At 43.9% G+C, this 24,039-nt stretch carries 16 protein-coding genes; 11 read left to right on the plus strand and 5 right to left on the minus strand.

All coding sequences use genetic code 11. The features are described from left to right. Positions 1–20 precede the first annotated feature (20 nt). Positions 21–950 carry a hypothetical protein gene (locus ACGTJS_RS04835; protein WP_410472985.1) on the plus strand — a complete coding sequence of 310 codons (930 nt, stop codon included), beginning with the start codon at positions 21–23 and terminating at the stop codon, positions 948–950. A gap of 51 nt (positions 951–1,001) precedes the next feature. Here ACGTJS_RS04835 and ACGTJS_RS04840 read toward each other — a convergent pair whose 3' ends face one another. From ACGTJS_RS04840 to ACGTJS_RS04850, 3 genes are all read right to left on the minus strand, one after another. Beyond that, on the minus strand, positions 1,002–1,382 hold the full coding sequence (locus ACGTJS_RS04840; RefSeq protein WP_410472986.1) for an integrase core domain-containing protein: 381 nt from the start codon (positions 1,380–1,382) through the stop codon (positions 1,002–1,004). A 56-nt stretch (positions 1,383–1,438) separates the two neighbouring features. Further along, positions 1,439–1,681 (minus strand): hypothetical protein, encoded by a 243-nt coding sequence (locus ACGTJS_RS04845; RefSeq protein ID WP_410472987.1) that lies wholly within the window; start codon positions 1,679–1,681, stop codon positions 1,439–1,441. Positions 1,682–1,827: 146 nt separating this feature from the next. Then, positions 1,828–2,648, minus strand: a protein-coding gene (locus ACGTJS_RS04850) for an IS5 family transposase (RefSeq protein ID WP_410471559.1) whose coding sequence is annotated in 2 segments (ribosomal slippage) — positions 1,828–2,264 and positions 2,264–2,648 — 822 coding nt in all. Because the reading frame shifts where the segments join, the coding sequence is not laid out codon by codon here. Positions 2,649–2,715: 67 nt separating this feature from the next. On the opposite strand from ACGTJS_RS04850, the gene ACGTJS_RS04855 reads away from it, so the two are divergent. Genes ACGTJS_RS04855 through ACGTJS_RS04865 form a run of 3 tightly spaced genes read left to right on the plus strand, consistent with a single transcriptional unit; the run spans position 2,716 to position 4,250 of the window. After that, a complete protein-coding gene (locus ACGTJS_RS04855; RefSeq protein WP_410472969.1) occupies positions 2,716–3,201 on the plus strand; it encodes a hypothetical protein in 486 nt (161 codons plus the stop codon). 47 nt (positions 3,202–3,248) lie between these two features. Continuing rightward, the gene (locus ACGTJS_RS04860; protein ID WP_410472970.1) at positions 3,249–3,665 is read left to right on the plus strand and encodes a hypothetical protein; all 417 of its coding nucleotides are present in this window, start codon (positions 3,249–3,251) and stop codon (positions 3,663–3,665) included. A 3-nt stretch (positions 3,666–3,668) separates the two neighbouring features. Continuing rightward, on the plus strand, positions 3,669–4,250 hold the full coding sequence (locus ACGTJS_RS04865; protein WP_410472971.1) for a hypothetical protein: 582 nt from the start codon (positions 3,669–3,671) through the stop codon (positions 4,248–4,250). A 264-nt stretch (positions 4,251–4,514) separates the two neighbouring features. On the opposite strand, the gene ACGTJS_RS04870 is transcribed toward ACGTJS_RS04865, so the two are convergent. Together ACGTJS_RS04870 and ACGTJS_RS04875 are read right to left on the minus strand one after the other, a co-directional pair. Continuing rightward, complete coding sequence (locus tag ACGTJS_RS04870; RefSeq protein ID WP_410472972.1) at positions 4,515–4,709, minus strand: CopG family ribbon-helix-helix protein; 195 nt, start codon at positions 4,707–4,709, stop codon at positions 4,515–4,517. Then, the gene (locus ACGTJS_RS04875; RefSeq protein WP_410472973.1) at positions 4,699–5,001 is read right to left on the minus strand and encodes a hypothetical protein; all 303 of its coding nucleotides are present in this window, start codon (positions 4,999–5,001) and stop codon (positions 4,699–4,701) included. The genes ACGTJS_RS04870 and ACGTJS_RS04875 overlap by 11 nt, the downstream gene beginning before the upstream one ends. A gap of 521 nt (positions 5,002–5,522) precedes the next feature. On the opposite strand from ACGTJS_RS04875, the gene ACGTJS_RS04880 reads away from it, so the two are divergent. The 7 genes from ACGTJS_RS04880 to ACGTJS_RS04910 all read left to right on the plus strand — a co-directional run bounded on the left by ACGTJS_RS04880 (position 5,523) and on the right by ACGTJS_RS04910 (position 24,010). After that, positions 5,523–7,706, plus strand: a complete 2,184-nt coding sequence (locus ACGTJS_RS04880) for an LEPR-XLL domain-containing protein (RefSeq protein WP_410472988.1) — start codon at positions 5,523–5,525, stop codon at positions 7,704–7,706. A 23-nt stretch (positions 7,707–7,729) separates the two neighbouring features. Then, positions 7,730–11,797, plus strand: coding sequence for a hypothetical protein (locus ACGTJS_RS04885; protein WP_410472989.1), 4,068 nt, complete (start codon positions 7,730–7,732; stop codon positions 11,795–11,797). 4 nt (positions 11,798–11,801) lie between these two features. After that, positions 11,802–13,676 (plus strand): CARDB domain-containing protein, encoded by a 1,875-nt coding sequence (locus ACGTJS_RS04890; protein WP_410473225.1) that lies wholly within the window; start codon positions 11,802–11,804, stop codon positions 13,674–13,676. Between the two features lie 44 nt (positions 13,677–13,720). After that, positions 13,721–14,242 (plus strand): hypothetical protein, encoded by a 522-nt coding sequence (locus ACGTJS_RS04895; protein ID WP_410473226.1) that lies wholly within the window; start codon positions 13,721–13,723, stop codon positions 14,240–14,242. 154 nt (positions 14,243–14,396) lie between these two features. Beyond that, positions 14,397–18,311, plus strand: coding sequence for a CARDB domain-containing protein (locus tag ACGTJS_RS04900; protein WP_410472990.1), 3,915 nt, complete (start codon positions 14,397–14,399; stop codon positions 18,309–18,311). Continuing rightward, positions 18,262–20,052: a hypothetical protein gene (locus ACGTJS_RS04905; RefSeq protein WP_410472991.1), complete on the plus strand. Its 1,791-nt coding sequence runs from the start codon at positions 18,262–18,264 to the stop codon at positions 20,050–20,052. The genes ACGTJS_RS04900 and ACGTJS_RS04905 overlap by 50 nt, the downstream gene beginning before the upstream one ends. Next, positions 20,045–24,010, plus strand: a complete 3,966-nt coding sequence (locus ACGTJS_RS04910; protein ID WP_410472992.1) for a putative Ig domain-containing protein — start codon at positions 20,045–20,047, stop codon at positions 24,008–24,010. Before ACGTJS_RS04905 ends, ACGTJS_RS04910 begins: the two co-directional genes overlap by 8 nt. Positions 24,011–24,039: the final 29 nt, after the last annotated feature.

Raw genomic sequence — 24,039 nt, forward strand, 5'->3', positions numbered from 1 at the left:
ATTTATGATGAGGTATCTATATGTGGAATGAAAATTTTTACGTCTTTCCACCAGAACTGTTTGATCCAAGAAAAAGTAATGATCCAACGAAATCGGTTCATCAGCAGCTTAGTATCACTACTGATACTAACTTACCTAATGCTATCCATGACATCATGAATAACGCCATCAAGGAATGGCTAACCCAAGAATCCTACAAAAAACTAAAAGATACAGATGCCATCAAAACTTATCAAGACATGTTAGAGGACTATAACCCTAACTTAAAAAAACTGCCGTATTATTATCTTGAATGGCAACCTGGTATGAATTTTGATGTCAAAGTTTGGTTGGTACCTCGTGGTAATCAAATTGATAGACCTTCTGACTTAGATATTAAAAAGAATGAATATCCAGATCCAGATAGAGGACTCATTTATCAAGGATTCCGTATAGATCCTCATCCAGGTATGGGATATGAAGGTAGAACAGATACACTTAAATTTACCTTGCCAATCGGTACATCTTTATCCATGCACGATATTTACATTGAACGTATTGCGAAGAAGAATGTCGATGGTATGGATGAGTTTATTAGCCTTCCAGTAGCCAGCGATCCTATCCAAGCTTGGCAAATTGGTACAGAAGATGTCATTTTGACCACTGCTAAAGCAATCCATATTTTCAGGAGCGTTGTTGAAAAGGAAAGTGATGCAGAAAATGCCCCTAATTTACGTAGAACTAAGCTCGTTAAATCGATTGAAAACTATCAATTGGGCAAAAATTCTGACAAGAAAAATATTGATATTCGTGGCTTTGCAACAAATCAAATTGCCTATACTGATGATGGCACGTTAGCCTTCATTATTAATATGACGGTAGGTAATGAAGTGTCCCGTCCACCGTGGATACCCTTGAATAAAGCATTTGCTAACCTAAAAACTAGCAAATGTTTTCTAAAAATATCTTAGCTTATTATAAATCAAGTTCATTCATAACTCTCAATTAATCATATATTTTTCTCATTTAGACAATTTTGAACATTTCAGCAATTTCCGCTTTTTTCTGTTACCATAACGCCACACATACTCAGGTATCTTCCCATCGATACCTTGATGTGGACGGCAGTAATTATACCAATATACAAATCTATGCAACATCTGTTCAAACTGAGAATTATTTTGAAAACGATACAATCGTAAAATAGATTTTAACGTACCAAATAATCTCTCGATTCGCCCATTACACCAAGGAGAAGCCTTTGGTATTGGCTGATGTACGACATTAACAGATTTTAAAAAGCTCTTAAAAATTCGGCTATTAAATATCGCTTCATTGTCTGTACGGATTTTATTAGGTTTACCATATTTTGCCATTGTTAGACATAGTAAAGACAATATCATCTAACTAGATTTTTGTTTTAGTGGTATCAGTCCCAATACTTTTCGAGAGCCATGGTCTAGAATCCCCAAAAAGCAATGTTGATATGATTATCGAGGGTGTAAAAGCTCAAATCAATTGCCCATATATCATTAACTGCCGTTTGATAGGGTGGGGTTTGTTTAATCTTGCGTCGTTGTTGCATAATTTCATATTGATGTTTTTTAATGATATTTGCAACATAGCTTTTACTAACGCTTTGATGTTGATGGCGTTGGTTAAATGTTATAGCAATTCTACGACATCCTGCATTTTTACCCATGATAGCTTTGAGATGGATTATTTCGTCTTTAACCCATTGCGGTTTTGGTTGAGTAAATCTTTTTGTTGGGGGCTGGTGGTTTTTTTCTACGGTAGTGGGAGGTATGATGAACTGTTGACGTACTAGTAATTAGACCTCTTTCCAAACTAACCCAACTCGAAATTATAAATGGCACAAATCAAATTAACCCTTAAGCCAAAGCGTTTTCTGCGATTACGATAACGACAGGCTAGGATTTTAAAACGTTTGATTTTGCCGATAACATGTTCATTGGTTACCCGTTCAGAAGCTAATTCTCGATTGGCTTGTTTGTCAACTTTAGATAGTGGATTAAGCTTGGTTTTCTTTTTTGGGAATTTGCTATTGGCATGGTGTTTGTGTATGCCTTGATAGCCCGAATCTACTTGGATTAAGATACTAGGCTTTATACGCATTTTTGAGTATTGGTAAAGTTTAAAGTCATGGGTTTTACCTTTGCTAAAATGGGTACAAAGTATTTTTTTGCTGTTTTTATCGACAACGATTTGTGCTTTTAAGGTGTGGTGTTTCTTTTTACCTGAGTATTGCCTGCGTTGCTTTTTTTGGGTCGCTCACAAGGTACTTCGGTTGCGTCTATCAGTACGGTTTCAAGGTTTGGGTCTTGCCATAAAGCCTTTTTGCTAGGTAGGGCAAAGTCTTTGTGGGCTATCAGTATGCTTTCTACCCATTTGATGGTTTTACAGACAGCACTTTCACTGATACCAAAGTCTTGCCCTAGGTGAAATTGGGTGCGATATTCTCGGTAGTAACTCAAAGTCAGCATGAGCTTGTTTTCTAGGCTGATTTCATTTTTCCTGCCACCTTTTTTGTGTTGTTCGTTGTATGCTTCTTGTAGTATGGTGAGCATATGAGTATAGGTACTTCTTTGGATGCCAAAGTAGCGTTTAAATTGTGCGTCACTGAGTTTTTCTGCTTGTTCGGGTATCATGCTTTTGCTGTTTTTTCTAAAAATCAGTATTATACCAAATCACTATTAAGGTTTGGAAAGAGGTCTATTGCCACAAAATGTTAAAGACACACTGGCTGACATTGATAAGAAGCTGACTACCGCCTTTATGAATGAGACGGTCAATAACCGAGATGATATCATTCGTTATCTATCTGAGCATTACGCCATCACCGCCATCAAAAACCAATCCATGTCGATAAAAAATCCGCATGGGGGCAGCCGTCCCATTCGGTTGCAAGGTGCGTTTTATGAAAAAGCCTTTGAATCTCGGGGAACTCTCGGAGAAGAATTTGACCAAACAAAAAACCATCGAAGACACCGTGACAGCCCAGATAACGAGCGAATTTCAAAGCTTAAAGCAGATTATCAGCGACTCTGTGAAAAGCGAAGTGCAGAACTCACTAAACGCTTTAAGCCAAGAGCTAACAAGCAGTCAGCGTTTGGACGTAGCAAAGATAACCGAGCTACAAAAAAACACTTGTTTCACGTATCGACCAACTGGTCACATTCGAGCCCCTTTCAGAGACTTTAACCCATATTTCTACAACTTTAGACAACGAGCAACAAGCCTTAAAGACGTTGGCGGAGAAAATCGAAACGACGTTACAAGAGCAAATCCAGCAGACCGAAGTGCAATTGTTGAGTCAAATCGAGCAAGTGCAAACCAGCTTAAACCAACAAGCGAACCAAGTCCAGTCGGACTTAGCGGCACAAATGGACAACCAACACCAGCAGTTTCAGGGTTTGATGACAGCCCAAGACCAGTATTTAAAGAAGGTACGGCATCAATTTCTTCTGGTGAAGAAGCTGCCACTCACGTTTTCGATCATCCTATGCTGTCTGCTACTACTTTCACTGGGCGTGAATCCCACCGTACTTTTCAAGTGGGGGATTTGGAGCAACTTTATGATAGCGATGATAGGTATCATGGTCTTTATCTTGGTGGTATGGGGGATATACTTGGCGTATCAGAACATTCAAAATCAGGAGGATTAGGCTATGCTACCCAAACATCCCAATCAGCTATTACAAACCACATTGGACAAGCTGTCACACGAGCTACATGCCAACATGGACAATTATCTCCTACAAATGAAGGCAGAGCAACAAGCACTCATCAACGACGCCCTATCACAGTTAATACCGAGGTTATTGACCAAGCTTATGCCGATTATCGAGCAGGAAGTCAAAAATCAGAATCAGCCGATGCTGACCCAAGTGGAAGCTTACTTGAACGAATTAAAGACCACCAATCAACAACAGTTAAAAATGCTCAAATCAGGCAGAGAAGAATATCAAGGCTTACAGACCAAGATACAATCAGCCTTGAGCCAATTAGACAGCATACAATCCACCAACGACAGCGAAATCGAAAAGTTGCTCACGCACTTACAAACACAAATAACCACCTTAGCAAACTCACAACAGTCTATGACGAGCAAACAAACCGATTTATCCAACTCAATCAGCGAGCTAGAAAAGTTACAAGCGGCTATGGCGACCACGCTCAGCGACTTCACAACTCAACAAACCAACTTAAATCAAGCATTGGCGTTATTTCAGACCTTGCTAAAGCCCTAATCGAACCGTTTAAACAGTTGTTCACTAAGGTAAAACAACAAATCGTGGGATACGCCAAAGCAGGCATCTTGCATGAAGTCGATGCCAATGGCAAACAATAGCCCATGAGCCAGCAACAGGCAACATCCTATGTGGACAGTCACCCGTATGACTTGTCAGGCTATGCCCAATTAAAACTGACCGCAGAAAAACTGGAACAAGATAAAGCGTTGAGACATCAACCGTCTAGGGGATTTGGGAGATAGGGGTAGAGTGATTGGACAATTAACGAAACAAATCCCGCTGTTTGTTATCCGCCAAATACTTTTTAATCAGCTCACGAATCACAAAAGACTGGGAATAGTCTTTTTCAGCACACACCCGTTTAAATTCATTGACCAAGTTCTCATCAAGACGTACCGTTAAGGCGACGGATTTTTCATCGGTTGGCTTTTTAGGTGTTGTTTGGTTATCCGTCATTGCTTAATCCCTGTAAATAGTTCACCGAAGAATCAAGGTTTTCATGCAGTCGCCACACATCCCCGCCTTGTTCCATAATCAGGCGTAGAATCTGAGCTTTTTCAGCCTCACTAAAATCCTGAAAATGTTGTGGGATGACACCGTGATACCAGTTAATCGCCCCTGTATCTTTATCAAAACAAGAAACAGTCACGATATAAACAAAGCCATTTAACCCATAACTGCGGTGGACTTGGCAAAGACAGCGTTTGTCGTCATCATCAAAAATTGAGGCGGCGGTTTCGACTCGCATGGTGATTTTCCAAAAGTTATTTATCAGTATTGCAATACTACGATAAAGTGCAGTACAAATGCAATATGGTATTTTTTATTGGTGATGGCATGAAAGTCGCATCTTTAAACTTTATACTTATAGTCTATAAAGCTGAAAATCATGATTTGTTATATGCTGTTTTATTGACAAGTTAATATACAGAAATAGGGGCTTTTTGCCCCTGTTTTTTTGCCAAAAATGGCTAAATCTTGCTTTTCTGCGTCAAAAACTTGCTTGATAGAATGACTATCAATCTGCGTTTTTTCCTTGAAAAGCGGGCGATTTATCTCATTTTTGCCTAAAAAAATTAATCATGAACAGGTTCTAAGATATTTCAATCAATAGCCTCAAGAATTTTTAGAGAGTGACTACGCCAATAAAAAACAAAAACAACATTTCATAAAATAAAGCTGACGAACCGATAAAAATATTAGATAAAAGTATTGTATTTGAGTATAATGTTGACTAATACTATGTTTAAATCCTTAAAGGAACCGTTCATGTCAGCTAAATCACCTAAACACAATAAAAAAACTAAAAAAAATGTGATTAAAAACGAAAACCTATGGCAATTAGAAGCATTGGAACCCAAGCTTTTAATGTCAGCTGACTTAATGCCTGGGGTGCAAGACATACAGGGTAGTATTGAACAGCCGGGGGAGGAGGATGTTTATGAACTGGTGATTACTGAAACCAGTAAACTGTTCTTTGACGGGGTGCAAGGCAATAACATTAATTGGCAGCTTGATAGTATTGTCAATAACGAGCCAGTTAATCAATTTAGCTCACAAGCGTTAACGGGTAGCTCAGATAAATTTAAGGTATTAACCCCAGGGACTTATCGTTTAACAGTGGACGGTAATAACCAAACGGTTGATAATTATAAATTTAGAATTTTAGGTGAGCAAGCGGCAGAGACATTAACAACAAATCAGGCGGTCACAGGGGAATTAACAGGCAGTAATCAGGCAAAACTGTTTCGTATCTCAGTGAGCAAAGGCGATAGTTTATTTTTTAAAGGTGATGCCACAAATCAAGGTCAATGGTCATTATTTGACAATCGTGGCAATCAGGTGATTAATAACGGTTATCTAACTAACGATCATGGTGTGCTTACGGTTAATGAGGATGGCGATTATTGGTTGTCGATTGAAGGGGCACCCAATACTGAAAAAAGCAATTATAACTTCACATTGTATCAACAAGCCAAGCAAGCACCTATTACAACCACATTAACCACCTTAAATTCTATTCAATTTCAACCTGGCGGTCAGTACGTTTATGATATCACATTAGAAAATACTGGGTTATTGGCGTTAGATTTCCTAATACAACCGGATAGCGGTATTAGTTGGAGCGTGGTCAACAAGATCACCAATCAAAACGTGCTTCTAAATAGCCGTGAGGCAATCTTATCGCTAAACCAAGGTGAGTATCGTATTACATTGTCCAATAATGGTCGTTTTACTGGGGAGAATCAATTACGCCTATTAGCCGCTAGTCAAAATGATAACTTTGTAGCACTGCCATTAAGTTTTGATTATACGCCAGAAACCAGTTACCAAGCCCAGCTTAAAGCCATTCATGTCACAGAGCCAGGTAACTATACTGTTGATACTCAGGATAAAACTTATAACTATAGTTTATATGATAAGTATTATCACCTAATTACTAAAACCACGCTGAGTGATAGCAACAGTATCATTAACTTACCGAAAGGCGATTTTTATCTTTGGCTTGATCCACAGCTAGCAACGACTGTGTCTTATACCCTTAATATCAGTCGACAGTCAGAACAACCTGTCGTTGCAGAAACTAACCCTGTGGTTAACTCACCATTAGTACTAAATACTACCACCACAATTAACGGTATTAATGGCTATAAAACGACTAGTTATGCCTTAAATGTGACTGATACAAGTTACCTTTCTTTAAACTTGTATTATTACATTTCAGCAGAAATCTATGACAGCAATAATCAATTGGTTCAATCGTTGGCAGGTGCAACAAACCATAAGATTTTATTGGAAAAGGGCAGTTACACCGTTAAATTTAACACGTATTACTATAATACAAATTACACAGCCTATTTAAGTCCTATTCAAACCTTAACCCCTAACCAAGCGGTTAGTATTGCGCCTGAGAGCGTGACTCAACCCCATTTCTTAGCGGTCAACTTGGTGGCTGGTCAACGTTATGCTATCTCTGCGACCCCTTCTAATAATATTAGTAACTCTATTAATGTTAATCTGTATGATAATAACCAATTGCTTCAAAGTGGCAATGCCTATCAGAGTCGAAATGGGCACTGGTACGACCAGAATATGGTCTTCATTGTGCCACATGATGGGGTTTATTACCTTGAGGTGCCTGCACACAGTACGGAAACCCATACTTACTCATTACAAACAGGCACTATAACTAACGTCGCATATGAAATTGGTAATGCGTATCAAGGTGGGGATTTTAATTATCAGGATCAAATTAATCACCCCTTTGAGATTACCCAAGCGGATAAATATCTATTATCAAACTATGTAGATGCTAATAGTTATATGGTAATGAAGCTAATGGATAGCGATGGTAAGGTTACTGATATTAGTAATCAGACGCAACTAATAGATTTAGCGGCAGGTCACTACACGCTTCAAGTCAATAAAACTGCCAATCGAAGTGGCGCCTAGGTTATGGCTTTAACATTCTTAATGTGACCACCTTAGCGCAATTACCACTAGATGAGCAAGTGACAGGGAGTGCAAATGATTCACGCTTACCTATTGCTTGGAAATTACAAGCGTCGCAAGGACAAACGATTTTAATTGATGCACGTAGTCCGAACACATCAAGTCAAAACTGGTTGCTATTGGATAAGGACGGCAAGCAAATTACTCGTTATGAAACTTGGGGTAACAATGATTACTCAAAAAAAGTGACTATTCCAACCACGGGTGAGTATTACCTGGTTAGTTTTAATGACTATAATTCTAATAATAACCGAGCTGACTATCCCTCACTACGCAATGTATTGATTAGTGATTATCAGGTACATCATCAAACGATTGAATTGGGTCAACAGGTAACTGGGCAGCTAATTGCTGGGGATGCTCAGCAATTTGATTTTAGCTTAGACAGCGCTAAAAATATTGCACTTTCTATAAGAAATGGGAATTACAACATTCGTTTGTTGGGGGCTGATTTAAAGCAAAATGTGCGCAGTTTAAGTGCTAGTGAGACATCACTACAAAATTTCTATCTGCCAGCGGGTAATTATCGTATCGAAATTGATGCAGCGGGTGCCACAACGCCAAGTTATGACTTCAAGCTTGTTGATATTGTCAGCGAAGCTAAAACTTTGACCAATAACAATGGGGTGTTAAGTGGTCAAGTAGCCGCTGATAGTAGCTTAGCCAGTTATACCTTAGATGTGCAAGCAGGGCAGCAATATGGCTTTAAATTCGAAAATGTTGATAATTATAAATTTATGTATCGCTTGGTTGATGAAGAAGGCCGAGTGCTAGCTGATAATCGCTATGCCTATCAAATTGCAAACTTTGTGCCCAGTATCACCGGCAAAGTTTATCTCATTATTAATAAACTTAATGCTGCGTTTGGTAGTGCTACCGATTTTAATATCCGATTAACGCAAACGGTCAAACAAACCAAACCGTTAATGGTAGATCAAGAAATTTCTGGGCAGTTCAATACGGCTTCTGACCAAGACAACTACCAATTTCAAGTAAGTCAAGCCGGATACTATCAACTCACGCAAGTCACCGCATCAAACAGCAATATTAGATTTGAGCTATTAAATCCTGATGGTACGTTACTATTTAGTCATACTAACTTGGCGACTTTAAAGGATAGTCAAGTTTATTTAAATCCGGGCAATTATATCTTTAAAATAAGTAATACGATTGAAGCAAATAGCCAATACAGCTTTAAGCTAATCAACTTTGTACCGACTATCAGTTTAAGTCATCCCATTGATTTAACCTTAGAGAATAACAAAAGTAAATCAGTAACCCTTAGTAATGCGACCGATACCTTTTATTATCGCTTAATGCTAGCGAATGAAGATACATTAACGATTAACGATGATAGCGTATCGGTAACATTGTTGGATAAAAACGGCAATGAAATTGCCAGCAGTGCAGACGGTAACTTTACCCAAAAGATTACCAGTACAGATGTTTATAACTTAGCCATTAAATCGACTGTGGCGATTAGCGAGCCTAAAGTAGTAACCATTGGTCGCAGTAATGCGAATGTCAACACCGCAACTGAGGTGAGTAATACTATTGCCAATGCCCAAGAAGTTCTTGTGGCACTCAATGCAACCAAGGTCGTACCGGTTAATATTGGGGATAATAATACTACCACAGATGTTGATTTTTATAGGGTTTATTTGGTCAAAGGGGAAATATTAAAATTATCCACGCCTAATGGCACGTTCGACGGCTATGCACGTGTCTTTAATGCAGCAGGTAGTGAAGTTAGCCGTGTTGATGATAGTCCACTCGATTACACGGCGTCAGCAACTGGGGTTTATTATATTGGTATTAGTGGTTATCCAAATGCTTCATATAACCCAATTGATAATACTAATTTAGGCAATGGACGTGTAGGTACCTTGCAATTATCAGTCTCACGTGTCGTTAATAACAATCTTAATTTGTTGCCAAGTTATACTGATATCGTTATGACCAGTGATGATCAGGCGATCAATAACTGGCAAGGTAGTATTAATGCTAATGAATTTAAGGTCTTTAAACTTGCTGTTGAGGAAACAGGGCTTTATTATCTCGATAACAAATCAACAAATTGGTATAGTTATAATAATTATCAGCAAATCGTACTGGCTGATGAAACCGGTAAAATCGTTACCACAAGATTGGATCAGCCAGTTGAGCTTAATAAAGGCAACTATCAGTTAATCATCAATCAAGGCTACAGCTATAACAATGTTTCTGAAGCAAACTTTGCACTAAGTAATCTCACTAAACTAGCGACGCCAATTAGCCTAGGACAAGCAAGTACTACTGAAAATCAAATTAAAAATCAAGTAAAAGCATACGTGTTTGATGCTCAAGCGGGCGATGAAATTTACTTTAATATTTTAGGTAATACAAACGGTAGCACAGCTTGGCGCATTATCAATGCGCATGGCCAACAAATCCTTGCGGGTAATAGCTATGAGGATAGTCAGTCAGCTAAATTATTAAGTGATGGCAAGTATTATTTAATCTTTGATAGTCAAAATACTGAAAATTACACCAATAAAGTAGATTTTCAGATTGATAAGGTTGATAACATCAGTGCTACAGTCGTACTAAATGAAGCAATTACTGGAGTATTAACACCTGCAGCACAAAAACAAACGTATCAGTTACATCTGGATAAGGAAAGTCAGCTCTATGTTGATGTGCTTACCTCAAACGGCAATGTGTACTGGCAACTCATTGACAATGCCACAGGGACGCAAGTCGCCAGTAATAACTTATATGAAAATCTTCAAGTAATTACTCCCAAAGCAGGCGACTATACGCTAATTATAAAGACCGATGTTGAAGCAAGTCAAAGCTTTGCATTGAAATTAAGTCAAGTAAATAGTGGTAAAACGCTACTGCCTGGCGAAATTACCCAAGGTCGATTGATGCCTGATGGTAGCATGGATGAATACCAATTAGAGGTACAAGCTGGTCAACGCATCTACCTTGATTTCCAAAACTTACTGGCGCGGCAGTATGGCTATGATAGTGAGTATGGTTGGGGGTATAACTATGAGGCTCGTGTTCGTATTATTGACCCTTATGGGCGTTATCAATCGATAGGCGAATCCTTTGATGATAAAGAGTTTGTGGCTAGCGTATCAGGCACTTATTCAATTGTGATTGAGCAAGTAGGTAGTAAGCGCATCGAAGTACCTTATCGTTTTATCGCCTTAACCAGTGACATAGGGCAACAAGTACGTCCGATATCGCTAATTGAGCAGCCACGGACAATAGATGTGGTTATATCCAATATCCAAGTAACACCAACAGTGGGCGATGTTATTACTTCAAGTCAAGACATTAACATTGACTGGACAACGACCAATCAAGGGTCTACACCGACCCAAGGTAACTTTAAAGAACGCGTAATTATTAAAGAAAAAGTGACGGGTAATATTATTGCGCAAAGTATTGTTGGCTATGATGAAACCACACAAGGTCAACTGCTTGCGCATGAAAGTAAAGCGCGGCATACCACGATTCGTCTGCCCCAAGGCTTAGCGGGAGTCGGTGACTTTGAAATCGTAATTGAAACGGATACGTTAAACAATCAAATCGAAGCTGGTGCGGATGAAGAAAATAACATTATACGAGCGCAATTTACCTCGTTATTAGCCGATTATCCAAACTTAACGGTTAGTGATGTAAGTCTAGTGCCAACAAGTAACTGGCAACCAAACCAAGCGGTCACAGTTAACTGGAAGACCAATAACACCGGTGCTCAAATGGCTAAGGGCAGTTGGGTAGAAACCGTTAAAGTTTACAACAACACCACGCAAAAAGTCGTGGCAAGCTTTGACATACCTGTTACTGCGGCGCAAATTGCCGTAGGCGGCAGCAGCCGAGACAACCAAGCGAGCTTTATCTGGCCGGAAGGTATCAACGGTATTGGTCAGTTTACCATCACCGTCAGCACCGACAGTCAGCAGCAGATTGAAGAATCTGAAGGCATCAGCCATGAAAGTGACAACCAAGCATCAGTAAGCCTGATGGCAGGGGCCTGACTTGGTGGTTAATGACCTAACGATTACCAACAGCCAAGTACAAGCGGGTGATAAAGTCAGCCTAACGTGGCAGGATACCAACCAAGGCACCTTGGCGCTACCCAGTAACTACCAAAGCCGTATCACGGTACGGGCTAAAAATGCTGATGGTAGCCTAGGGGCTGTTATTGTTGACACCTCACTGTCCTTTAATGACCAACAGCGGCTAGCGGCGGGTGAAACCCGAGCGCGTCAATTTGACTTTACGCTACCAGAAGGCATCAAAGGCAATGGTGACTTTGTTATCAGCGTTACTGCAGACAGTAACATCACGGGTGCGGGCATTATCTTTGAAGTCAACCCACAAAACAATGCCGAACAAAACAACCAACAGACGGCAAATTTACACAGCAACAAAAAGGCTTATGCCGACTTAGCCGTCACCAGCATTGCGATACCGACCGATGCCAAATCAGGTTATCTAGCGACCATTAGCTGGACAGTTGCTAACCAAGGGGATAAAGACACCCAAATCACTAACTGGGTGGATCGGATTGTTCTGGTGCGTCAAGGGCAGTCGATCAACAGTGGCGTTGTCCTTGCGCAAGTCAGTCATGACGGTGTACTCACCAAAGGGGCTTCTTACAGTCAAAGTAAAACGCTAACCTTACCGCGTAACATTGAAGGCAACTATCAACTGGTGGTGGTGACTGATGTCAACCACAGTGAACTTGAGCCAGACACGGCAATTAATAACACCTACACCTCACCAGTCTTTGCCATTAAACAAACCTATGTTGACCTGTTACCGACATTGACCACGATACCACAAAAAGCGGAAGCAGGGCGTACCACCACCGTCAGTTGGCAGGTGAATAACCAAGGTACCATTGCTACCGCTACCAGTAGCTACTGGGTTGATCAAATCTACTTATCGAAAACCGGTGTGCTTGACAATAATGCTATCTTAGTAGGCAGTAAATCGCACACAGGACAACTGAGCATTGGGGCAAGCTATCAGGAAAGTCAAAGCATCACGCTACCAACCAATCTACTCGGTGACTACTACCTGATTGTGGTCACCGATGCTAACCAAAACACCTATGAGCCCAATCAACGGGGCAACAACACCGTGGTGAGTAGCCAGCCGATTAGCATTGCGCCTGAACCTTACGCCAACCTAGTGGCTAAAAACTTGGTATTACCCTCAGCGTTATCGGTGGGTGAGCAACTAACCGTTAGCGTTGACTTAGAAAATAACGGTACTGACTTAGTTAATGCCAGTACCTATCACACGATCACCTTTATTAACAGCCAAAACCCTAACCAACGTGTTAGCCAGCAATTGCCGCTAGACAGCTTGGTTATGATGCCCAACAGCACACAAACCAAAACCTACACCACCACTGTGCCAAGCCTAGCCAATGGTCAATGGCAGGTGGTATTAGACCTTGATCGTAGTGGTTACATCAAAGAGTCCAATGACACTGATAACCAAATCACCGGCACCCTTGCGATTGTTTCACCTGACTTAAGGGTAAGTGACATCACCACCACAGGCACACGTCAAGGCGGTGAAAGTCTGCAAATTGCTTGGAACACCGTCAATGCCGGTAGCCAAGCAGCCAGCAACGTCGTTGACCAGGTCTATTTAACTAAAAATGGCAGTTTAGGGGCTGGGGCGATACTGCTCAAAGAAATTAGCCATGAGACCTTAGCGGCTAACACTCAAGTTGCCAACCAGTTTAGCTATGAATTACCCGTTGACTTACAAGGCGATTGGTCGCTGGTGATTATCACGGATGCGAACAACCGCAATCGTGAAAATCGCTTAGAGGACAATAATACGCTAGCCCTGGCGATGAACATCGCAGTCAGCGCTATGCGGACCTCACAGTAAGCCAAATCCAAGTACCGACCCAAACCATTGGTGATCCGGCAAGTCTGACAGTGAATTGGACAGTCAGTAATCAAGGCTTAGGCTTGGGTAAAACCCTAAGCTGGACAGACAGTGTCATTTACTCTGCCAATGATATCTTAGGCGACAATGATGACATCGTATTAGGTCGTAAGACCCACAACGGTGGGTTAGCCGTGGGTAACAGCTACTCAGACAGTCTTACCTACCACTTTGCTCCAGGTTTTACCCGTCATGGCAAAATCTTCGTTAAGACCGACAGTGGCAATCAAGTCTGGGAAAATGGCTTAGAGAGTAACAATGTCAAAATGAGTGATACGGTGGATGTCATGCCGATTGCTTATGCTGACTTAACCGTTGACAGCATTGCCACTAACACCACGGCCTACAGTGGCCAAAGCATTGAGGTGACTTGGCAGGTCAGCAATCGGGGTATTGGCATTACCAACACCAACCAATGGACGGACAGCATTTGGTTATCGGACAGCACCGGTAAAACTTGGACGCTTGGCAGCTTAACCCATTTAGGCGCACTTGCTTGCCAATGATAGCTACCGTAATACGATTAGCGTGACCTTACCCAATGGGCTTACCGGTGACTATACCCTGCAGGTAAAAACCGGCGGTCCGTTTGAATTTACCCATGGCGACAACAATGCGTCGCAAATTAGCTTACCGATTAGTCTATCACCGACCCCTGACTTGGTAGTGAGCCAAATCAGCTTACCATCGAGCGCTTATGAAGGCGATTTAATCCAATTTAGTTGGCAAGTAAAAAACCAAGGCGACGCACAAGCGGCAGGTACTTGGCAAGATGAGGTAAGACTAGTTTCGGTTAATGATCCAAATCAAAGTATCAGTCTTGGTAATTATCAATACACTGAGAACTTAGAAGCAGGTAAAACCTACACCCGTGAAGAGCAAATTCGTTTGCCAAGTAAACTTGAAGGGCTATGGCGCCTTGAGGTGGTGACCAATAAAACGGGCTCGTTATACGAATATGCGGATGCCTCGAAAAACAACCAAAAACAATCCGATACCGCGCTGGCAGTCAGCTTACTGCCACGCCCTGACTTGCGTGTGACTGAGGTTGAAGTCCCAGAAACGGTGACGGCAGGCACTCGAGCGACGGTAAAATTCGTGGTTGCTAATACCGGCACTATCGCCACCAATAAGCAGTGGCAAGATGCAGTTTACTTATCGCTTGATGGCACGTTCAGCGCGGACGATAAACTCATTAGCCGTATCAGCAACCCTGTGGTACTAGCACCAACCGAAAGTTATAGTTCACAAAGCACCACCCTTGACATCCCGATAAGCTATCGTGGAGACGTGTATGTGATTGTGGTGGCAGATAGCAGCCATGCTGTCGAAGAATACCCCAATGAGAATAATAACTATTACGCTAAAAAGTTGCATGTAGACGCGGTGCCCTTTGCCGACTTAGTCACCAGTGATGTGGTTGCCCCTGAGCAAATTGCCCATGGTTCAACGGTTGACGTGACCTATAAAGTGGCTAATAAAGGTTCAGCCAAAACCCAAGGGTTAAGTAGCACGATTGATAGCTGGACAGACACGGTATGGCTTACCAAAGACCCCACCCGTCCGCGTCCAGAACGTGGCGACATCTTGGTGGGTAAAACCACGCACCAAGGGCAGTTAGAGGTGGGTCAAGATTATCTAGGCAGTATTCAAGCCACGATTCCAGAAGGTACCTTATCAGGTCAGTGGTATATCCAAGTGTGGAGTGACAACTACGATGTCATCTTAGAAGACACGCTGGCGTCAAATATTAACTTAAATGACCCTAAAGAGCTCGACAACAATAATTATGCGGCGAAAGCTGTGAATATCCTAGGCTATACACCGCCGGACTTAAAAGTGGTGGCGGTAACAGCAGACAAACAGGTGCAAGCCGGTAATACATTTAGCTTTAGCTATACCGTACAAAACATTGCCGATGCCTTTGAGGAAAAAACCAACGGCAAGGTTAACCAGTGGGTGGATGAAGTTTGGTTAAGTAATAATCCCGATCTCACCAAAGCCACAGAAAAATGGCTATTAGGCAGTTATGAGCAAAAGCGTGCCATGGGTAACCAAGAAACCTATAGCAATAGTCAGACGGTGACATTATCGCCTTCCATTGATGCCACCTACTTAATTGTGCGCACCAATACCTCATTAAGTGCCACTAATTCAATTACTGAGTTGACCAAAGCGAATAACCAAGCCTTGGTAGAGACGCTGGTTACCAGTACCCCAGCGGACTTACAAGTTACCACTATTACCACCCAACCTGAAAACTTCTCAGGCGAATTAACGCCGATTAGCTGGACGGTGACCAACCAAGGCGGTGATGTTTGGAGTCGTACGCCTGACTGGAACGATGTGGTGGTGATTAGTAAATACCCTGAGATGATTGAGGGTCACTACCAAGTCATTGGTCAATATCAGCACAACAATAGCCAAGGCTTAAAAGCGGGTGAAAGCTATACGGCGACCATTCAGGCTAAACTACCGATTGGCGGTAATGGCAAATACTATGTGTTTGTGATCACCGATGCCAGTGTCGATAGTGACGGCAAGGTAAAGATTAAAAAAGAATTTAATAATACTTCACCGACAAATCGTAATGACGAGGGGCTAAGCCACTTTGGTGGTAAAAACTTTGGTTCACCTTATACCGGGTCAGTCTATGAAGGGCTGTTAAATAGCAACAACAGCAAACGCAGTGAGCTTAATATCACCTATCGTGAGCCGGATTTAGTCTTTGAAGACATTAAACTATCCAACCCAACCCCAAAAGCTGGGGAAGAGATTACTGTGACATGGACGGTGAAAAACCAAGGCACGCGGGAAACACGCTCAGGCTTTTGGTTAGATGGTTTATATCTATCAAAAGATGACGCGCTTGATAGAACCGACTTTGCCTTGGTTGACCGTGGCAGTGAGATTGAACGCAATACCAGAACTCGTGTCACTACGGTTAGCAGTGTGGATAGCGATAAAACCGTCCATTTAAAACCAGGCGAAAGCTATACGAACACTGCGACCTTTAGATTGCCCACCAATATCGGTGGTGACTACAAACTGATTTTAAAAACCGATACCGAGTTTTTAAACGACTCTGAACATTACGGCATTACCAGTACGATTCGTCCCGATCTTAATACGATTAAGGCCGAAAATATCAACAATGTGCTGGAATTTGCTGATGAAGGCAATAATGTCAAAGTCGTCGATCTGCCCATTACCTATGTCACGCCCCCGGATTTACAAGTGGTCAGCGTCATGGCCGACACGGGTGTCATTGCCGGTCAACAATTTAACCTTCAATACCGGGTGGTCAACAAAGGCGGCGATGTGCCAAGTGATCAGTATGGTTGGTTTGATAAGGTCTACCTATCAAAAGACCGCTTTTTAGACACCAGTAAAGACACCTATTTAGGGTACGTGGCACACCAAGGTGGACTGACTAAAGATGGCAGCTATGACGCCAGCTTATCGGTTAAAGCACCGATTGACTTTAGTGGGGACTACTACGTGTTTGTGGTAACTGATGCCGGCAATGATGTGGTGGGTAAAGTACGTGAATTTGAAGGCGATACCAACAATGACACCGCCGCTGAACAACCAATATTAATTACCCTACCACCACCGGCTGACTTGGTGGTCAATGACATTCAGCTACCGACCACAGCCAAGGTAGGCGATGAAATTGCCATCACCTATACCGTTAAAAATCAGTCTGACAACCAAGCTTATGGCAGCTGGTCAGATGCCATTTATATCTCCAGTGACAACAGCTGGGATAAAGGTGACATCCTACTGGGTCATGTGTCCCATACAGGCGGTTTAGCAGCCGGCAGTGAATACCAAGCTACATTAAAAAGCTATATTGACGCCAGTGGTAAACCCGTCAAAATCACCCTTCCACCGCTAAAAGACGGTAACTGGCATATCGTGGTACGTCCAGATGCGTACAATGAAGTATATGAAGGTAACATCCGCTACACTGAAACCGGTCTTATCAGCGATTCGGCAGAGGCTAATAACGTCACCAGTTCAGCGGCAACCGTGGCAGTCACGGTGCCGAGTATCACATTAGGCACGGCGCAAGAATTAAACTTGGTCAGTGGCGAGACCAAGCTCTACAAATTAAATGTCCAAGATGGTAAAACCTTACGTATCTTACTGAATTCTGCAACAAATATCGCCAATAACGAAGTATACGTGCGCTACGGTGACATTCCAAACGGCTACAATTATGATGCGGCGTACACCCAAGGGTTATCCGCTAACCAGACTGTCCTGATTCCAGCGACCAAAGCCGGTGACTACTACATCTTAGTGAAAGCACGGGACACCGGTAAAGACGAACAGCCGATTACCCAACCGCAAGTTACCTTATTAGCCCAAGCGATGCCGCTCAGTATCACCAAAGTCACCCCAGACCAAGGCGGTAGTGGTGATGATGCCCATCGCTGGGTCACCATGGACATCTATGGTACCCACTTTGCCGCAGGGGCGGTGGTAAAAATTAGCCGTCCGGGTGTATTTGAAATGGATGCGACGTTGGCAGGTTATCGATGCCACCCATATCCGAGCCATCTTTGACTTACGCCAAGTGCCCTTTGGTCTTTATGACGTTGTGGTAAAAAACCCCAATGGTGATACCGTAACCGAAGCGTATCGCTACTTGGTTGAGCGCATGATTGAGCCAGATGTCACCATCGGTATTGGCGGTAGTCGCACCCTTGAGCCTGGGGATAAAAATGACTACAGTGTCAGCTTACAAAGCCTAACCAACGTGGATACACCGTATGTGCGCTTTGACGTTGGTAGCACCGAGATGGGCTACAGTGAGAATCTCATTGAAGGCTTAGCCCTACCGTATGTCATCTTTGCCTCTAACGTCGCGGGGCGCCCTGATGGTCAGGCGGTGGATATTGCCAATAACCAGCAATATGGTCAAACGCCATTAACCGGGCAGCTACGTCAAGATGTGCCTTGGGCAGCGCTTGACAATGCGTTAAACACTAGCGGCTATAACTTAACCCCAGGCTACGCCTTTGACATGAACGCAGGCGGCTTTGTGGGAGCGACCTTTAACGTACAGACCTACCCTGGGTTAAAAGAGTGGTTAGCGCAAGACTTTGCCGGCTTACGCGACAAGCTGTATGCCATTCGTCCAGAGTGGAAAGAACAAGGCTTACTTGATGGTGGCGTCCAAGATTTAGATAAAATCAGCAGTGGCTTAACCCATAAATTCTTAACCATTGATGAAGACACCAAAACCAATCTGACGAAAAAAGAGCTGCTATCATTACCGTTTAGATTTGATGTGTTTGGTAGTGCAACGCCGATTACCCGAGCGGAGTTTATAGCTGATCAGACAGCGCACGCTGAAAAACTGCGTCAAGCCATTTTAGCCGATAGCGGCGCCAATGATGCGTTAAAACTACTGGCTGCCGATCAAACGCAGTGGCAGATGGGGTGGCTTGCGGCCCTTGAGAGTGCAGGGTTATTACGTCCAGAGAATGAAGCGCCACCAATTCGTAACGACGTTAAGGTGGTGAGTTTAACTGCTACCTTAGCCACCGGTATCCTAGTAGGTAAAGCGGGCAGTGAATACACCACCCAACAAGATTTGCTGGCGTTCTTTGCCAAAGTACAAGCTTGGTATGGGGATACGGCACGTTACTCGGGTGATCCACAGGCACAAAAGGCGCCTATTGACTATTATGAATCCCGTCAAGATCAAGAAAGTAACTTTGTTGAAGTGCCGGTGTTTAAATCACCCACGGCTGAGTCATTTGACTTAAATGCCGCAAAAGACACCTATTTCTTAGATTTTAACGTGTATGCCGGTAGCCGATCTGAGCTTGAGTACTTACGTCACACGGGTCAATTAGATAACGAATTTAGACCGATTGGACCTAAAGCGCTCAGCCTTACCCAATACTTAATGCAGCTAGCTCAGCAAAACACCGGCAGCACGGTGAGTATCAAAGGACCTAAAGCACTGGCGAATACCGAAGGGGTCAGCTACTTACCAAGTGGGGTATCGCTGCCTTATCAAATTAATTTTACCAATACCAGTGAACAAGGCGTAAAACAAATTCGCTTGGTCAGCCAGATCGATGACAGTCTAGATCCGTATCGTCTGCGTTTGCAAGACATTAAAATCGGAGATATCAACGTTCACTTACCGGGTGATAAAGCCGTGTTCCAAGGTGACTTTGACTTTACGGCCAGTAAAGGCTTTATCTTACGCGTGAGTGCTGGGGTAGATGCGGTGAACCGAGTGACCACTTGGCTGATTCAGTATCGATCCAAACACTGGCAATGTGATTGATATCGACAGTAAAGCGTTGTTAGAAAAGGGTGGCGCAGGATTTGTCAACTACAGTATCAGTGACCATATTGATGCGGTGCAAGATGGTGTGATTACCAGTCAAGCGCGTATCTTCTTTGACAACCAAACCCCGGTGGAGGCTGCACCGATTAGCTATCGATTGGATAAAATTGCGCCACAAAGCCGTGTCGTTGCCACCACACGACGCACGAGCGATGTACCGAGCTATGATGTCACATGGCAAGCGGTCGACAGTGGCAGTGGCGTGAAACATGTTACCGTGTATGTTGCCAAAGATGGCGGCGACTTCAAGATTTGGCAAAAACAAGTCATGGGCGATCACGGCCAAGCGGTATTTACCGGAGAGGCCGGCAGCCAGTATGAGTTCTTAAGCATCGCAACCGATTTAGCGGGTAACCAAGAGCAAGCTCAAATCAGCAATGCGGTGTTACCGGATGATGGTAGTCAAGCCAGCTTACTTGAGCAGCTTGGTGTACAAGAGGAGTTGGTACAAACCGCCCAAACCCCAACGGCACCTAGAGATCGCACTTATGAGAGCAATACGTTATTTGCCGAAGTGAAAAAAGGCTTGCCTGGGTTTATCGCTGATAAAGTGGTAACAGGCCTTAGCAAAACACATGACTTACAATCAATACTAGCGCCGTTTAGCTTACGCGGCTTTGCCACTGGCTTTGCAAAAAGTGCGGCCATGGGTAGCAGTGCCATGGTACAGCTAGCCAATGGCAACTTATTGGTTAGTGGTGGTGAATTACGTAACAGCGTTTATCAATTTAATGGTAAAGAGGGCGGTTATCAAACTCAGCCATTATTTAGCCTAGATGAGCCGATTTTAGACATGGCACAAGATGCCTTGGGTCAACTGTGGGTCATGACAGGTCGTGCCTTATTGCTGGTTGACAGTCAAACTGGTAGCTTCATTGACACTGTCACTTTAACCAATGATGCACCGCTTACCCATGCGCTGGCGATTGAACCACAAACCGGTAAAATCTATGTCTCAAGCGGTGATGGCATCGAAATTTACGATCCAAAAGCGTTGGATAAAACCAAAGCTTGGCAGCACTTTAGCAACTATCAAGTGCGTGACTTAGCCTTTGGTCCCGATGGTCGTCTATGGGGCGTACAATGGGATGGGAAGGATATTACTGATAGCCAGTATGGTCATACCCAAATCGTCAGCTTCCCAATGACTGGTCGAGAAATCGGTCGTGCCCAGTTTGAATACAGCCTATCAGGGGTGATTGACAGTATCGCCTTTGGTCAAACCGGCAGTGAACTTGCCGGGCTACTGATAGCTGGTAGCCAAACGGACAATGTGGTGACGCAAGGTTCAGCGGTCAGTCACAGTGCCAACCTGTGGATGATTAACTTAACGACCCGTGAGCTTGTCAGCGTTGCTCAAGGGGGGACGCGCGCAGAAGCATTGGTGACCACGCAAGATGGGCGTATCTTGGTGGCGCAAACCGGGTTTGTCGATGAAGTGGCACCGATTAAAGCGCCGAAAGTCGTTACTAGCTCGATTGCGGATGGTGCGTTACTACCCTTACCAGTCAATCAAATCACAGTCAGCTTCGATCAAAGCATGTGGACAGGCAGCAATGGTCAAGACAGCCAAGACCCAAGCAGTGTGTTAAACCCCAATAACTATCGCTTAGTCTCTGTTAGCAGTGGTAGTAGCCAAGTGATTAACCCAACGCAAGTCACGTGGGATGAAGGGTCTAAATCGGTCATTCTCACGCTGGGTAACCTCAATTCTGATCAATGGCGTTTAGAAGTGGACTCAAACGTGGTCAGCCGTGCGAAAGTACGCCTTGATGGCGTGTATGTGGTTGGCTTTACCACGGTAAGCGACTTGACCAATCAACTCAAAATCGACTTTAGCAACACCCGAGCCGATCGTTTAACCGGTAGTATTAGCTATGATGTGAATATCACCAACCTAGGGGTGGATAACTTAAAAGGGCCGCTCATGCCGCTCATTGACCCCGGTCAATACTTTAGCGGCAGCATCGATGGCAATGCGTTATCAGGTGCACAGCAGGGGCTATGGGTGATCGATGCCAGCGCGGCACTCAAACAATCTGGTGGCAAGCTTGCCCAGGGTCAAACCTTGAAAAATATCACAGTGACCGTGGTCAGCCCCCAAGACCTAAGTACCAGCCAAGCCGGTGGTACACTGATTAAAGCGACTTTAAGTCATCAAGTGTATGGTTTACCGTACGCCAACCTACCGCCTACGATGGCGGCAATGACCACAACCACGGTCGTTGATAGTGCGGGTGTCTCACAAACGGTCAGTGACATCAGCACCAGCAGTGAGCTTAATGCAGCACAAATCAATCAAGCGTGGCAAGCGAACTTAGTGGCAACGGACAGTGATGGTCAAGCGTTTAGTTGGGTATTGGTGGATGCGCCACTGGGCATGACGTTAAGCCAATCAGATCAAATCAGTACAACGAGCACAGGCGACTATCAAAATATCGCCACCTTACATTGGACCCCCACGGCGCAAGATTTAGCAGATACCAGTATCTTGGTTAAAGTCATTGATAGCCGTGGCGGCGTGGCGTTAAAACGCTTTAATATTTCGGTCACGGGCGGTAACCATGCCGTGGTCATTACCCAGCCACGCAATGTACGCTTGGGTGAAAACACCACGCTCACCTTACCGATTGGGGTCAGTGATGCCGACGGCGATGTCATTACCGTCAGCTTTAACAACTTACCCGATGGCGCGCAATACGATGCGGCAACGCGTACCTTAACGTGGACGCCAAGCTATGATCAAGCAGGTCAATACAACAACATTGAAATTATTGCTAGTGATGGCAAAACCATCAGCAAGCAGGTGTTTAACGTTGAGGTAAGCCAAGGCTATGCCAAACCGCAGTTGCCTGCGATGCCTACCCAAAATTTACGTGAAGGCGAAGCCTTTGGTATGCAATTGCCAGGCTTTATGCCAGGGGGGTTGGTGCAGGCCGATGGCACCACGGTCAGCCTTGAGTATTACATCAATGTATTGCCGGCAGGGATGACACTTGATCGTCAAACCGGTTGGTTAAGCTGGACGCCGGGCTTTACCCAGCACGGTAAAACCGAGCTACCGATTCGTTTAATTGCCACCTATCAACCAGCGGACGGCAGTCGTCCGGTCACCACCGTGGCCAGCCAAACCTTGGTACTCGATGTCGCCAATGCCAATGGCGTGCCGGTGTTTATGGACAATCAACCTTGGCAAATCATGGAAGGTCAACCGCTGCGCATTAGCACCTTTGCCATGGATCCAGACAACCCAAGCTTTACGCCCAAAGTGCGTTTCGCTGAGGGCAAACCTGCGGTTAGTGAAGATGGCACCGACGTACCGGCAACGGTTCGCTACGAGATTAAAGGCTTACCTGAGGGGGCAAGCTTTGATGCAGAAACCCTACAAATTAGCTGGACACCAACCTATCAACAAGCGGGTACTTACTATGTTGAAGTAACGGCAACCGACGATGGCGACGGTACAGGGGTGCCAGCGGTTGCTAAAATGATTGTACCGATTCAAGTGAATAATGCCAATCGTGCCCCCGTGTTTGGCAAGCTTGACAGCGTGGTGGTGAAACGCGGTGAGGCTGTCGATATCCCAGTGTCAGTCATTGACTTGGATGGTAATGACATTAACTTAGCCTTATCAGGGCTGCCACGCTTTGCCAGCTTTACTCAAACCTCGGTGGAAAATACGACCAAAGGTCGTGTGATATCAGGGGTTATTCATTTAGCGCCAAGCGCTGGCGATCGCGGCAGTTATACCATAGGCTTAACTGCCACTGATGATGGCGATGGTGATAGCAATGCCGCTCAGCAAACCAGCACCGCATTTGTGGTCACGGTACAAAGTGAAACCGAGGCGCCTGTCATTGCGATGCCACGTCAACTGATAGCTGTCGCTGGCTAAAAACTCTCAATCCCCGTGAACGTCAGTGA

Origin of the sequence: Faucicola mancuniensis (assembly GCF_046523945.1) — a bacterium.
Classification (GTDB): Bacteria; Pseudomonadota; Gammaproteobacteria; order Pseudomonadales; family Moraxellaceae; genus Faucicola; species Faucicola mancuniensis.

What these genes read in the sequence shown, in the direction of transcription:
- ACGTJS_RS04880 (WP_410472988.1), top strand. Translation starts at nt 5,523, where the DNA reads ATGTCAGCTAAATCACCTAAACACAATAAAAAAACTAAAAAAAATGTG.
- ACGTJS_RS04845 (WP_410472987.1), bottom strand. Translation starts at nt 1,681, where the DNA reads ATGGGTAAAAATGCAGGATGTCGTAGAATTGCTATAACATTTAACCAA.
- ACGTJS_RS04835 (WP_410472985.1), top strand. Translation starts at nt 21, where the DNA reads ATGTGGAATGAAAATTTTTACGTCTTTCCACCAGAACTGTTTGATCCA.
- ACGTJS_RS04870 (WP_410472972.1), bottom strand. Translation starts at nt 4,709, where the DNA reads ATGACGGATAACCAAACAACACCTAAAAAGCCAACCGATGAAAAATCC.
- ACGTJS_RS04865 (WP_410472971.1), top strand. Translation starts at nt 3,669, where the DNA reads ATGCTACCCAAACATCCCAATCAGCTATTACAAACCACATTGGACAAG.
- ACGTJS_RS04875 (WP_410472973.1), bottom strand. Translation starts at nt 5,001, where the DNA reads ATGCGAGTCGAAACCGCCGCCTCAATTTTTGATGATGACGACAAACGC.
- ACGTJS_RS04905 (WP_410472991.1), top strand. Translation starts at nt 18,262, where the DNA reads ATGCGACGTTGGCAGGTTATCGATGCCACCCATATCCGAGCCATCTTT.
- ACGTJS_RS04840 (WP_410472986.1), bottom strand. Translation starts at nt 1,382, where the DNA reads ATGATATTGTCTTTACTATGTCTAACAATGGCAAAATATGGTAAACCT.